This is a genomic window from Niallia sp. (assembly GCF_031978665.1).
Classification (GTDB): domain Bacteria; phylum Bacillota; class Bacilli; order Bacillales; family Cytobacillaceae; genus Niallia.
Map to the genome: position 1 here is coordinate 58,518 of NZ_DALZDK010000021.1, position 14,880 is coordinate 73,397.

General features: G+C 34.6%; 10 protein-coding genes and 1 riboswitch. All 10 genes read right to left on the reverse strand.

The window, feature by feature from the left end:
• Positions 1–22: 22 nt before the first annotated feature.
• The 10 genes from RTL21_RS12935 to RTL21_RS12980 all read right to left on the reverse strand — a co-directional run bounded on the left by RTL21_RS12935 (position 23) and on the right by RTL21_RS12980 (position 14,851).
• The gene (locus RTL21_RS12935; protein ID WP_312096298.1) at positions 23–3,244 is read right to left on the reverse strand and encodes a DEAD/DEAH box helicase; all 3,222 of its coding nucleotides are present in this window, start codon (positions 3,242–3,244) and stop codon (positions 23–25) included.
• A 291-nt stretch (positions 3,245–3,535) separates the two neighbouring features.
• Positions 3,536–4,501 carry a S8 family peptidase gene (locus tag RTL21_RS12940; RefSeq protein ID WP_312096299.1) on the reverse strand — a complete coding sequence of 322 codons (966 nt, stop codon included), beginning with the start codon at positions 4,499–4,501 and terminating at the stop codon, positions 3,536–3,538.
• A 177-nt stretch (positions 4,502–4,678) separates the two neighbouring features.
• Positions 4,679–5,578 carry a CPBP family intramembrane glutamic endopeptidase gene (locus tag RTL21_RS12945; protein WP_312096300.1) on the reverse strand — a complete coding sequence of 300 codons (900 nt, stop codon included), beginning with the start codon at positions 5,576–5,578 and terminating at the stop codon, positions 4,679–4,681.
• 21 nt (positions 5,579–5,599) lie between these two features.
• Positions 5,600–6,625: an asparaginase gene (locus RTL21_RS12950; protein WP_312096301.1), complete on the reverse strand. Its 1,026-nt coding sequence runs from the start codon at positions 6,623–6,625 to the stop codon at positions 5,600–5,602.
• Between the two features lie 30 nt (positions 6,626–6,655).
• Positions 6,656–7,546 carry a GNAT family N-acetyltransferase gene (locus tag RTL21_RS12955; protein ID WP_312096302.1) on the reverse strand — a complete coding sequence of 297 codons (891 nt, stop codon included), beginning with the start codon at positions 7,544–7,546 and terminating at the stop codon, positions 6,656–6,658.
• A 75-nt stretch (positions 7,547–7,621) separates the two neighbouring features.
• A complete protein-coding gene (locus RTL21_RS12960; RefSeq protein ID WP_312096303.1) occupies positions 7,622–8,047 on the reverse strand; it encodes an ATP-binding protein in 426 nt (141 codons plus the stop codon).
• A gap of 230 nt (positions 8,048–8,277) precedes the next feature.
• A riboswitch (cyclic di-GMP riboswitch) is annotated at positions 8,278–8,360 on the reverse strand.
• Between the two features lie 322 nt (positions 8,361–8,682).
• Positions 8,683–9,822, reverse strand: a complete 1,140-nt coding sequence (locus tag RTL21_RS12965; protein ID WP_312096304.1) for a glycoside hydrolase family 88 protein — start codon at positions 9,820–9,822, stop codon at positions 8,683–8,685.
• A 244-nt stretch (positions 9,823–10,066) separates the two neighbouring features.
• Entirely contained in the window at positions 10,067–11,665 is a 1,599-nt protein-coding gene (locus RTL21_RS12970) for a response regulator transcription factor (protein WP_312096305.1), read from the reverse strand.
• Entirely contained in the window at positions 11,658–13,457 is a 1,800-nt protein-coding gene (locus tag RTL21_RS12975; protein WP_312096327.1) for a cache domain-containing sensor histidine kinase, read from the reverse strand. Before RTL21_RS12975 ends, RTL21_RS12970 begins: the two co-directional genes overlap by 8 nt.
• A gap of 50 nt (positions 13,458–13,507) precedes the next feature.
• Positions 13,508–14,851: an ABC transporter substrate-binding protein gene (locus RTL21_RS12980; protein WP_396954444.1), complete on the reverse strand. Its 1,344-nt coding sequence runs from the start codon at positions 14,849–14,851 to the stop codon at positions 13,508–13,510.
• Positions 14,852–14,880: the final 29 nt, after the last annotated feature.

Genomic DNA, 14,880 nt, shown 5'->3' on the forward strand with positions numbered 1-14,880 from the left:
TTTTTTGCATTTCTCGATTAGCTTAGCTTAATAATTCCATTAAATCCTCTTCTGTTATGGAAGATATCATTTTTTCATCTGAATCAATAATTTCATCCACTAAGCTCTTTTTCTTTTCCTGTAGTTCATATATTTTCTCTTCTATCGTTCCTTTGGAGAATAGTTTGATGACATCTACAATATTTTCTTGACCCATCCGGTGCGCACGATCTGCGGCCTGCTCTTCGACTGCTGGATTCCACCATGTGTCATATAGGATAACCGTATCGGCAGTCATTAAATTCAGCCCTGTTCCTCCTGCTTTTAAGCTTATCAAAAAATAATCTCGCTCCCCTAAATTATAGCGATGACATAATTCCACTCTTTCATTCGAGGGTGTGTGTCCATCCAAATAGAAAAACGCCAATCCCTTTTTCGCTAATTCCTGTCCAATTATGTCAAGCATACTTGTAAATTGAGAGAAAATTAGTACTCTTCGATTGGAGTGCCGTGATTCTTCCATTAATTCCATTAAATGCGCGAGCTTAGCAGAACCACCTTCGTAATTGTCCACAAATAGGGCAGGATGACAGCAGATTTGACGCAACCTCGTTAACCCAGCAAGAATTCTAATTTTATTTTTTCGCAATGTATCTTTGTTTAAGTGCTTTAGTGCATCATGTCTTAATTTTGACAAATAGGCTGCGTACAATCTTTTTTGCTCTGGTAACAATTCCACCATTTCGCTCCATTCCCTTTTTTCAGGAAGTTCTGCTAATACATCCTCTTTTAAGCGGCGTAGCATAAAGGGTCTTATTCTTTTTGCTATCTGCTTATTGGTTAGATTCACGTATTCCTTTAATCCCTTGAATAATTCAGGAAAGACAATATGGAAAATAGACCAAAGCTCTTCTATGGAATTCTCAAGCGGCGTACCTGTTAGGGCAAAGCGATTAACGGCCCTTACTTTCTTCACAGCCTTAGCCGTTTGAGAAAGTGGGTTTTTGAAATACTGTGCTTCATCAAAGAAAACAGTGTGGAAAGCTTGCTGTTCATACCATGAAATATCTTGTCTAATTAATGGATACGACGTAATGATAACGTCCATATTCTCTAAATCCTTTTGTAGCTGCGCTCTCTCCTTTTTGTTTCCATCGAGGACAAGGCATTGAATAGTTGGAGCGAATTTCATGATTTCTCTTTGCCAGTTATAAAGTAAGGAAGAAGGACAAACGACAAGCATTTTTTGCTTTTCTTTTCGAATCACTGGCAATTCAGATACGATGAAGGCAATACTTTGAAGCGTTTTTCCTAATCCCATATCGTCTGCCAAAATTCCGCCGAAGTGGAATTGCGCTAATGTTTTCATCCACTTGTATCCATCCTTCTGATAGGACTTCAACACATCCTCTAAATAAGAGGGAACCTTAATCGTCAACGTTTCTGGATGTAGGAGAGAATTAATTAGTTCAAAATAAGAATCGTCTAGTTTAAAAATTTTTCTGTCTTCCTCTATAAAGGATAGACTTTCTAGCAGCGTCAATTCAAATCCACTGACGAAATCCTTATCTTTTATTTGTGGGGAGTGAAGATAGCTTTGAATTTCCTCCATCTCCCTCGTTTGTAATGCAAAAAGGGATCCATCCTGTAATCGATAATATTTGCGCTTTTCTTCTAATGCTGCTAACAGCCCCTTTATTTCACGTTCCGGAAATCCTTCCATCTCAAATTTAAACTCTAGCCAGTTTATCCGGTCCTTCTTTAATTTCACCGAAAATCGCGGCCAAGTTTTTTCTTTAAAAATTCGATTTCTAATCGCAGTAGTCGCATATACCTTTACAAGCTTTTGCAGCTTCGGTAATACGTAATATAAAAAATCAAACTCCAATTCTTCATTAAAAAGCATATATCCACTATCTGTTTTCGCAAATGAACTTCCATCCATCAGCTCCAAAATTACTTCTTCTTTTTTCCAATCTCTGATAAGCACTGCATCTATGTCTTTATCTCGTTCGTGAACTGGATTAATAACGATATTTTCATAGCGGAATTCTAAACTAGCCAATAATCGATTATTTACCCTATCTAAATAGAGCTCTGCTTGTAGAGGAGCTTTGCCAATTTTTTTTGAAAGTTCTTTCTCTAATTGAACTTCTCCTAATCTTTTTAAGCCTGGAGCAATCTTTTCTAAAAAGAAGTCTAATTGATTGTTTGCAATGGGAATATAATTCTTGCCAACTTTCTCCATCATTCTCTTTATTTCCACAAGCCTATTAAAATCTTCCGATTCCATTTGAAGAACTTTTCCGTCTATCAACACTGCATAATATTGATGCAAAAACAGAATAGACTCCATTCCATGAACATTCAATTGATAGCTTCCTGTTTCATGCTGATATAAATGAAACGTTATCGGAAGTGGCTCTGTAGAAACCTGCAAGGGAATCCTAGTCCCGCTAAATTCTTCTAAATAATTTAACTCCTTCCAGTGTGAGCGAAGGGAAAGCCAAGAGGAAGGAGGTATTAACAAAGTATCCTCTCCCCCTATAATGCTTAGTTCCTTGTTATGATTCAAAAAAATCGTTTCATCACTTACCACTTTCCATAATTCTTGAATAATTGTCTCTCTTTCTTCCTTTACACAGTGAAGCATTGGATCAAATTTCTGCCCTGGGGCATATTGATACGCTTTGCCTTCCTTTATTCGCTTTAAAAATTTGCGGATGTCTTTTATTTTATTGGATAAAAGATGTATTTCAATGCCAAACATATTAGCATCCGATCCAATCTGAATCACTTTTATCATAAATTCCACGGGCACTACTTCTCTTTTTTCAAAATGTCGTTGTTTCTTTGGAGAAGGAGAACTAGTCTGATTAAACAAGGCAAAAAAATCATCTGATACATTTGTATTCAAATCTTGAATAACAGATGGCTCCTTCCCACTCATTTGAAATTTCTTTATTTCACACAACACAGCTGCAATATGCTGACATTCCTTTTGAAAGGAAGCGAGCTTTGGACAAGAACAAGTTGCTTTTAATTCTCCAGCCTCTATAGTTACCATTACAGCAAAATTTTCAGATGCTTGAATGAAAGCTTCACAGTAGTCTTCTTTATATTCTTTAAACACCACTTTATGATTCTTCGAAAATGCCTCGCCCCTTTTTAAAGAAACAGGTCCACACATCTCCAAGACCATTTTCCGGGTAATAACAATATTCAACAATCTAATCTCCTTCTTTTGATAATACAAATTACGCATAAATTCCTCCTTTCACTTTACTACTTTTTTTGAAACATTTCTATTATGTGAGCATTGTAAAATTAGGAAGAGGTTGTTGTTTGGATCATATATTCTTTTTTTGGATCATATCCTTGTTCGTTTGGATCATATATTCTTTTTTTGGATCATATCCTTGATATTTGCACCATATAACAAGTTAAACCACCTTCCCAGCTTCTTCTTCTACTAAAAAAATGGACAAGCTAACCTTTTCAAGGAGAGTTTGTCCACTTTAAAAAAATTATTCAGTCATTCTGATGATTTTTCCTTCTATAAACTATTTTCAACAAGTAATTGAACGGCAGATTGGAGTTCTTCCATCAATTCATCGGGAGCCGTTAAGTAAAGTATCCCATTTCCTTCTATACATGGTTTATTTCCTAGTGGGATGGTTCTTTTAATTAATTGGGCATAAATTTCTGGCTCTGTTAAATTTCTCTCAAAAGCTTCATTGCTGATTATTTTAATTAGCGCTAAAGCACCACTCACATGAGGTGCAGCCATCGAAGTTCCAGTTAAACTTGCGTATTTTCCATCTAAAAAAGTAGAAAGAATTTCTTCCCCAGGGGCTACTAAATCAACTTCTCGATTCGAATTAGAAAAACGAGAGGAATTTCTCTCTAAATCGACTGCGCCAACACTGATTACCTCATTATATGCAGCTGGATATCCCAATTCCTCGGTTGACTCTAAGCCATCGCCTTCATTTCCTGCTGCACAAACGACTAAAATTTGCGCTTCGACTGCCTTTTTCACTGCTGCATGTAATTCTTCCACATCTTCAGGACCTCCAAGACTCATGGAGATAATATCCGCACCCTGTTCAATTGCATAATGAATTCCGTTAATAATCCAATCATATTGGCCAGAACCTTCTCCATTTAAAACTTTTACGATTAAGAGAGAAACCTCTGGTGCTACTCCTGTTAATCCATTGGCACTTCCTGATGCTCCAATTGTTCCTGCAACATGTGTCCCATGGCCATTATAATCCATATAAATCTCTGAATTTCCATTATCATCATCGGTAAAGTTTTTGCCGCCAATAATTTGCTCTTGTAAATCTGGATGATTTATATCACACCCAGTATCCAAGATAGCAATGGTAACTCCTTTTCCTTTTGTTTTATTCCATAAATCAGGTGCCTGAATTAGCTCAATTCCTTTTGGTATTTCGGTTGATAGGTCCATTACTTCTTTCACTTGATAAGGAATTACTCTACATTCTTTTTTCATATAACAGCCTCCTAATAATAGAATGAATAACACAATGATAATTTTAACAATTCTGAATTGTACATGTAAGAGACTTAAGACTCATTTAGAACATTTGTTCTCTTTTTGTGATTTTAATAGGGCTTTTCTAGCGAAAAAAATAGCCTACACGTGTAGACTATTTTTCTTTCTGCTTTGTTACATAATGGTCTTACTCCCATATTTTTTCCTACACAACAAATAAAAAACAGTAAAAATGATAATGGACCAAATCAACGAATAAAGCGGGCTTGTATCGATGATTCTAAATAAACTCGGGATATCTCCCGCAACAGAATCATCATACGTAAATAATAAGAAAATCATCATATTATTTGCAGCATGTGCACCAATTGATAGCTCTAAACTACCAGTTTTTACAGCAATAAAGGTTAAAGCAAACCCTGCAAGCAAATAATCTAATCCTACCAATATGGCCGAATCATTCATTTCTGGATTAGTAAAATGTAAAGATCCGAAAATAAGTCCAACAATACTAGCTAATAGAATAGGATTTTTAAGTTTTTTTCCTATAAATTGTAATAGTAAGCCTCTGAATAAAAGCTCTTCTACCGTCGTTTGAATAGGCACAAAAAGGAGAACGACAATAAATAGAAACACATACTGGGAAAGAGACACGTTATTCCATATATAATCATCAGCATTAAACAAGAAATCAGCACCTGATGTAACTAGGAAAAGACCAGCAAAGACAGTAAAGCCCCAGATTATTTTTTTCCAATTGATGCTTTCTTCGCCAGTAATCAATGTTCGAAATTTTCTTTTGTGGATAAATCGCACCCCAATCCATAGTCCAATTAGAGCAACGATATAAATAATATGTGTCATTAACAAACTAACTGTACCATTTCCGCCAACGACCATGCCTGTATCCATATCAATAAATGTAGCATTGTTCCCATCTAGCTCCACACGCAGTAACTCCATAATGAAATAGACAATCGAACCAGCAATCATAAAAACAACTGCTAATAAAATAGAAGCTAAATAGCGCGGCCAGCTATTTTTTCCTTCTTTTACGTTTAAGTAGTGTTTCAATCCATTTTCTCCTTTATACGTTTATTTTTCAGAAGTCGCTCCCTTTTCCAAATCGAAATTGGCTCTTATTTCTCCAATTTTTTCTTTTCTTGCATTGAGCACCGGTGCATGCACATAATTATCTAAATCAGCAAAAATTTTCTCCTCTTTATAGCCTAGCTGACTTAGTACCTCCATTGCCGCAACATTTACTGCTCTTGCTCCTCCGTCTTCTACCTTAATCGCAATACCAATTCCTTCTTCGACAAGCCCCAAACACTGCACTGCTTCTGCACCTGCTTTCGAAACAATCCGACCTTGATAAGCGTTCATTAAGTCTGTATCAAACCTACTTGTACCTCCAACCATTTCAGGAAACTCCAACATGCTGTCCCTTATCCGTTTCACTATTTTTATTTGCTCCACTGATTTGAGAGAATCTGGGCTTGCTAGTCTTGCATAGCCAAGTGCTACATGATAAAGAGGTAATTGATGGACTGGCACACCACACCCATCCACACTAAGCTTTATATTCTCTTTTGGAAAATCACATATTTCTTCAATTGCCTCTAATATTCGCTGTTGATGAGGATGTTCTACTTCACGATAAGTGGCAATGTCCTCTTTCATATGGATAGCCGTTGCAAGCATACCAGTATGCTTGCCAGAGCAATTACTAAATACAGGTGTCACATCTTCCCCTTTTTGCAACAGCTCTTTATAGCTTGTTAAGTTCCACGGAGTATGGGTTCCACATTGCAGATGATTTTCTTGAATCCCTAATCTTTCTAGCAGTTGAAGAATCGTTTCTCGATGAAATACTTCTCCTGCGTGGGAGGCACATGCAATGGCAATTTCAGCATTGCTATAGGAATACGTATCCGCAGCTCCAGTCTCTAACAGTGGAATAGCTTGAAATGGCTTCATCGACGATCTAGGAAACGTCATCCTATTCGGATTGCCATAGGAAAATAGCAATCTACCTTCTTTATTTACTACAGCAATATGAATATTATGCGTACTTTCAACATATTGTCCACGATAAACTAGTATAGGCTTATTATTCAATTCAACCTACTCCTTTTATACTATTTCTCTTCATAAAATTTCCATTAACTTAGAAATGAGTCCTTCGTATTTTTCTTTCAAAGCTTCATATTGAAAACCCTGCTTTTGATAGTTTTGCTTCTTATACATTTCCCTTGGTGTGTCTTCACCATCTGCCAGCAAAATAATCGTTTTTTCTGGAAATAAATCCATTACCATTTTTTGCATACGAGCAGCAATCCCATTGCGTTGAAATTCTTCAATAACAAAAATCCCGTCTATTTCGACTGTTTTCTCTTCTATAATTGCTTCTAAAGCACCTGCCGCTTTTCCTTTATAATAAGCAATTATCTGCAAGAAATGAGAATCTTTAAAATTCTTGCGATAGATTTCCGTTTTTCCTTTTGCATAATCTAGACCATACTCTAAATCTTGATTATATTCTAATTGTAAATAGTCCTCGAAATTAGCCTCCGTTACTTTCTCTATCAAAATATCCTCTATAGACGATAAAACAGGAAATTCACTAGGATCAATAGCATAAAGCTCTGTCAAGCCAACATCATAATGAAGTTTATGGACAATATGGTCCAATAGCTCTTTCGTAAATTTTTTATTTTCTGGAAAAATAAATTTAAGATGCTTCTGGCCAGTCTTTTGATGAAACGCTTTTAGATATTCCTCTGCCTGTTCAAATTCCTTTATTGTAGGCATTGTTTTAAATTGAATATAGTTACTGTCATACTGAAGTAGCATTTCTGCATTATGAACATGTATCCAATTACTAGATTCCTTTATTCTTTTTCCTTCCTTATGAATGTTACGATAGGTCACTTTCTCCATGATGTCTCGCCTACCCTCTCCCCAAACTTTTATATCCTTTGTCTTAATAATAAACGATTCGATTACATAAAGCAGTAAATTATTAGAAAATAATGTCATAAAAAAAGGAAAGAAAATATAAATAGGATTGCTCCTAAAGAACAATCCTAACAATAAATCCTTTTATCGAAAATTTTAGATTGCTTCTGCTTCTTCCCTTGTTTCTCTCCATAAAACCACTTCATTGCCCCTATCATTATATTGCACTTTTTGAAAGATTTGCATCATCATTAAAATCCCTCTTCCCCGTTCCTCTAGCACAATATCACTTAAAAGCCTTTCTGTACCATACTTTTCAATATCATGAAATTTCTTCTCTACATCAAATCCGTTACCATGATCTTTAATTCGCATATCTACCGTATTCTTACTATATTGAAGTTCTACAATAACTGGGTAATTCCCATGCTCTATGGCATTATTAACCGCTTCACCTATTCCAACACTTAGCAAAAAATCCTCATTCAACAAATCCCTAAAATCCTTATTTAGTTTTTCTTTCCATTCCTTTTCTGTATGATCGCGCATTACTATCGTTTGATAGGTAATAAATTCACTCATATGTTGACCCCCATTTTTAGAAAAGCACAAACCCCTTATTATCGACAAAATATTGTCTAAGAACATCAACTGAAATAAATGATTCACCATAATAGAATATCTGCATTGGTGTACATTTCATGAAAGTGAAGACCTGTTGTTTACCGGCCCTTTGATGTAGGAGCTGAACATTCGTTATAAATATAATTACTCTGTTTGTTTTCATAAAAAAAGACTAACAAAACAAGGATAGTTTGGTTAGCCGGTTGCGCTAGTAGCTCATAATCAGCAAAGCGCCCAAATAAGCTGATTAATCAAAGCTTTCTACCTTTAAATCTTTCTCCATAATATGAAGTTAATCAATTATATAGTATTATATACCCAGATAGAATCGTCATAAACCTATATTGTTAGAAAAATTATAGCAAACTACTTTCCCTTTTCCAAAAGTGAAAAAAGCCAGCTATTAAATTGGGATTTAAAAGATGGCAGAACTATAGGAGGACTTTTGAAAAAAGGTAACAATAAACTAGCTAGTTTTTATTGCATTACTTACTAAAAGAAGATTAATACATAAAAAAATCAGCGGGAATTTTAACTACCCACTGATGACAAAATTTACATTTACTTTTACTTACCTCTTCCTACCAATCTAATTATTGCCAAAATAAAATACCTTTTTGTCGTAATAAATTAAGACCCTCCACAAAATAATAGTCTCCATAAACTAAAGGAACATCCACATTCTTTTGCTCTGGAAAATGACTTGTTCCGTTGTTTAATAAACCTTCTTCTTCTTTGTCTGCTTGTGTACCACAAGTGGTATAGAGAGTTTTTAATAAATTTGCTCCGGCCTCCTGATAAATTGGCTTTTCAAAATCAGTTACAAGTTTCCCGAGCATGAGTAACCCACAAGCTGCAATCGAACCTGCCGATGAATCAGGGTATGAATATCGTTTTTCTCCATCTTCAGGGATACGAAAATCCCAAGCTGGACATTCATCGGGACGAAGATTAGAAAGAAAGAAATGAGAAACTGATTTTGCCGCATGTAAAAACGCAGTATTGTTTGTATGCAAGTAGGAAAGAGTCATGCCATATAATGCCCAAGCAGTCCCTCTTGACCAGGCACTATCTGGTGCATAACCTTGACCTCCCAGCTTATCCACTACTTCGCCTGTTTCTGGATCAAAGACAACAATATGATGCACAGAACCATCTGGCCGTATAAAATGCTTTATTACAGTTTCTGCATGCTTTTCGGCAGCTATTTTGAAACGTGGGTCTTCAGTTTCTTTTGAAGCCCAATATAGCAATGGAAGATTCATCATACAATCAATGATAGCAACGCCTCGATTATCATCCTTCTTTGACCAAGCATTCCATGCGCGGATATAATTGCCTTGTGCATTAAATCTACCCAATAAAAAGTTGGCTGCTAATAAACCTCTTCTTCTAGATTCCTTATTTCCAGTAAGTTTATAATTTGCTAGACTCGTCAGCGTCCACATAAACCCCATATCATGGTCTAATTTTTCTGAATCAGAAAATAAATAATCCAATTTCACTTCACACTGTTCTGCCGTTTTCCTGAGGGCTTCATCCTTATTTTCTTGATACACCTGCCATAAAAGCCCTGGCCAGAAACCAGCAGTCCACCATTCTGGACTTTCCAATACATATTTCTTATCAACACTTGCATGTGGAAAATTCGCACCAATCGTCTCATTATTTCGAGTTGTCTTCTCTACTACAAACTCCCAAGCTTCTTCGAGCCATTTTTCGTTTGTACTCATGTTAAACACCCAGCTCCTTTTATTATCAGCTATACTCTCAAAAAAGAAAAGGCTTTCAATCGTTTCTAAAAAAAGACTGCACCTATAGCCTCTCTTTCTCAATTGGTTATGATTACTCTAATTATAGGAGGTTCAACACCTATCAACAATGTATTATTTTTACTACTTCTCGAAATAATTTTACTCTTGTTGCTATTCTTTTATAAATCGTTCATCCTTTCATTTTGGATAACACCAAGTTCTTTTAACCAACTTTTCCACTTCTATATTCAATTGGAGTTGTACCAGCATATGTTTTAAATAGTTTAATAAAGTAGCTCTGATTATCGTATCCTAATCTTTCACAAATTTTCCCTACGGATTCATCGGTTTGTTCTAATAGTTCCTTCGCCCTATTAATCTTCATCCGAGTAACATATTCTACGAATGTTTCCCCCACTTCCTTTTTAAACAGTCTACTAAAGTAACTAGGGTTTAAGAATAAGTAACTAGAAATTTCATCTAATGTAATTTTACGCTCTAGATTCATGGCCACATATTGGAATGCCTCGATAATCTCTTTCCTTTTCGTCTGATCGTTTGTCTGATGATAATGAATCATCTTCTCAAAATAATTTTTAAGCCAATCCTTTAATTGATACATATACTCCATTAAAAAAATCTCTTGATGCTTAGATTCGAAGGAATACTCTCCTGAAAAATATTGTAGTGCTTGTAATTTTACATTTAAATCTAATAATAATTTCCAAAACCAATCCTTCACTACATCCGGTGAAAATTGATTTTCCGAGACATATATCGTCCACTTGTTGATAAATTCACTTATTTGATCCTTATCTTTATTCAGAACAATCATTCTCATTTCAGTCGCTGCTGCATCATATTTAGCGAATAGTTCCTCTGTATTCTTTGCGCTCTTCTTTATTGATTCCACTGTTCTCGGAAGCATATAAAATAATTGCTGTTGATTATTTAATAGCCTTTTTATAGTACTTTGATAGTCTAATAAGCTTTCGGACTTTTCCCCAATAATGGAAGAACTATATATATTTAATACTTTTTCAATCGAAAGCTGAATCATTTTCAACATTTCTTTTGCATTGGATAATGCGTTCATTTGATATCCTAAGTCTCCAGGGAAAAAGATAAAAACCTTATTAGCAGGACAGAAAAAATGCACAGCTAAAGGATTTAATCTCTCTAAAAATTCTGACACAATATTAGAAATAGCAAAATGTAAGGTCTCTTCTGTAAATGCATCGGAATGGTTAGGATGGATAGATATCATCGTTAATATATACCCTTTATTATTTATTAAACCAAATTTTTTTCGTTCTTTATCCCATTCCGCTTCGTTTTTAAAAGATTCATTTATTACCTGTTTTATAAATGTTACTTTTTCTTTTTCCTTATTTTTATTCAGAATAAGCTGTAGTTTTTGTTCTTTTTGCTTATTTTTTTGTATTTTATCTAGCTGAACTTTAAATTTTTGGAGTAATTCATATAATTCTTCTAATTCAAATGTATCCTTTACTAGATAATCACTAACCTGTAATTTGACTGCTTCTCGTGCATAATTAAATTCTGTATGGCAAGATAACAAAGCCACTTGAAGATTCTCATTCATCGCCTTTAGTTTTCTAGTTAATTCCATTCCATTCATTTTTGGCATTCCAATATCTGTAATAAGCACATCCGGCATCTCTTTTTCGGCCATTTCTAAAGCGCTCATTCCATTTTCATGGGCACTAATCACCTCAAAGCCAATGCTTCCCCAGTCAATTGATTTTGTCAATAACTCTAACACTGGAAAGTCATCATCTACAAGCATCACTTTATACACACTTTTTTCCACCTTTCATTGGAATTTGCAAAATGACTTTTGTGCCATTTCCTAGTTCACTCTTAATGTTCATATTAAAAACTGGACCAAAGGTTATAGACAATCGTTCATAGACATTAGCTAACCCTAGTGACGAGAAACCTTTCACATGTTGCTTACTTTCCAAATCCTCCTTCGATACACCCACAAACGTTTTTTTCGTCAATTCTTCTAATTCCTCTTTGCTCATTCCAAGACCATTATCTTCAATAACAATTACTAGTGTCTCTTCTATTATTCTTGCATTAATTGTAATTAATCCAGCGCTCTGATTAAAACCGTGAATAATCGAGTTTTCGATAATAGGCTGTAGGATAAACCTTGGGATTTCAAATGAATATGCCTCTTGATCAACTACCATTTCTAAAGAAACTTTTCTATTTTGTCTCATATTCATAATGTGAACAAAATCCTCAAGAATTTGAATTTCCTCATAAAAAGTGATTATTTCTTTATTTTTATCAATTGTTATGCGAAGTAATTTTGTAAGAGACGTAATCATATTAGCACTATCTTTGTCTCCTTTTATCATCACCTTCATACGAATTGAATTTAATACATTAAACAGGAAATGAGGATTAATTTGTGCTTGAAGCATTGCGAATTCTGCTTTTCTTTTTCTAGCTTCTGTTTCCGTTATTTCTTCGATTTTAGTATTAATATGATCAAGCATTAAATTAATCGATTTACTTAGCCTTCCAATTTCATCTTTCCCTTTAATTTTTGAACGCACAATCAAATTGCCAGCCTGAACTTTATCAGCAAGTTTCGCTAAATATTCCAGCGGTTTAGTAATTGTTTTCATTAAATAAGTAAGTAACAGGAAGAAAAGAATAAATGATATTACTTGAATTAGAAATACTTTATTAAAAATACCATTTATTTTATTAATCGATTTTTCATAGGGAACTAATGATACTAATTTCCAATTTGAAAAGGACAAGGAATGTTCTGTGACGACATATTCTTTATCTGTCCTTTTCATCACTTCTGAGCCATCTTTATTCCTTAAATCAGAATAATAAGCAAAGGGGGTTCCTATCTTCTCATCTTCGATATGTGAAAGTATTTTCCCAGATGGACTAATCATCATGACTTCATCATAACCTTCCATTTTATTAAATACTTCACTTATTTTATTTTCCATTATTGTCACAACCACAAATCCATAGATTTGTACCCCTTGTTGATCCCTTAAAGTGCGAACAATAGAAATTTGATAAGGGTTATACTTTTTTTCCAGCTCAAAAATTGTTGGCTGAGATTCAATCCAAGTAGATTCATATCCAACTGCTTCTTCTATTTGCTTATACCATTTTTCTCTAAATAAATCTCTTGGATCAAATTCAGCAATATTATAGTTTGTAAAATACTTCCCATTTTTCAATAAAACGGTAACGTAGGATTTTTCTCCAACTAGTGTGATATTCTCAATCGTTCGATTTATTTCGTTTTCCAATAGATAATGGTCATAACTCTCTTTCTCCACATCACTTTTAGCTAATTCTTTTAGCACTGTATTCATTTTAGGATCCAGTTGAATGAAGTTAGCAACATAAAGCATATCGCTAAATAATTTTTCAACATATTCGCTTGTAATATTAAGCTCTCTATTGGCATTAGAGAGGGCCTGTTCTTTAACAGTATCTTTTGTCATATAATTATAGATAAAGAGAGAGAGAACTGCTGGAACAATTAAGCTAATGATGGAAATTAGAATAACTTTGTAACGAAAAGAACGAGGAGTCCACATATTTTTCAACCAATTTAGCAATATGTTTCCTCCTCTCATCATGTATTTTTTTATTTATTACTATCGATTAATTCTTGAACCCTTTCATTTGTAACCTTAATGGTTTCATCAATATCTTGTTCATCAAAAATTAATTTTTCGTATTCTTCATTTACTACTTTATAAATTTCTGCTTGATAAGATACAGGTGACACAAGCTTAGAAGATTTTGCATTTGATAGAACATTTATTAAAGACTCTTTATCTACTTTTTCTGGATTTTTTGTTTCAGCTAAAATATTATCAATTATCTCCCCAAATTGATCATTGCTGACATTATTCCAAGATGGGATATTCTTCTCTTGTAAGATCTGTCCTTCTGTTGTATACCAACGAATAAATTTATATGCTTCTTCCTTATGTTCAGAATTGTTTGCCACTGCCATAAAATCAGTAGTAACTGGTGTATAGCCACCTTCTGCATCACTTGAATTCTTCGGATATGGTGCAACTGCGACATTAAATTCTAGCGGAAATTGATCCGTTCCACCTAATTCCGTATTCATCCAGCTACCAATTAAAACCGTACTTGCATCTTGGTTAAAAAATTGATTTCGATAATGAAGTTTTTGAGACATAATGTCAGTATAGGGAACAGCTGATTTATCTACTTTCTCCATTTGATAACGCAATTCAAGTGTTTTCTTAAAAAGTGGATCCTCAATATTGGAACTACCATCTTCCTTGATAAACTCTGTGTTCTCTGCTTCACTAGCTAAAGTAAGTTTCATAAATTCCAACCAACTTCCATTTTGCGGACCATGAAAAAATGTTCCATAATGATCGGCTGTCGTTAATTTTTTAGCATAAGCTTGGAATTCATCCCATGTCCAATCTGTAGGAACTTCTAATCCGGCTTGATCTAGATGATCCTTATTTAATAATACATACCATGGGTTAAATTTTCCAGGTAATGCATAATAGTTATCACCAATTTTCGTATCTACTTTATATTCTTCTGCTACGCTGTACCCATCTTTTTCAATAAATTCGTCAATAGGGGCAACCATACCCATACTAACACGCTGTGCATAACTTGCTGTATCACTGAACATCAGCACATCCAACTGTTCACCAGAAGCTGCAGCTAAATCTAGCTTTTTAATTGCTTCCTGTGTGTCTCCCTTTTCACTTAAGATTACTAAATCCACATTAATATTTGGATTTGCCTCTTCAAAGGCTGCAATTGTTTTTTTCCAATTATAAGATGCTTCGTTTCCATGGGTGTGGAACTTAATCGTTACTTTCCCATCTTCACTGCCAGAAGCTTTGTCTGAGTCTCCACTACTACATGCCGTCATGACTAAAGCAAGAATTAAAACAAAAATCGATAGACTCCAAAATTTTCTTTGCATCTGTTTATTCCCCCTAGGTATTATATCAT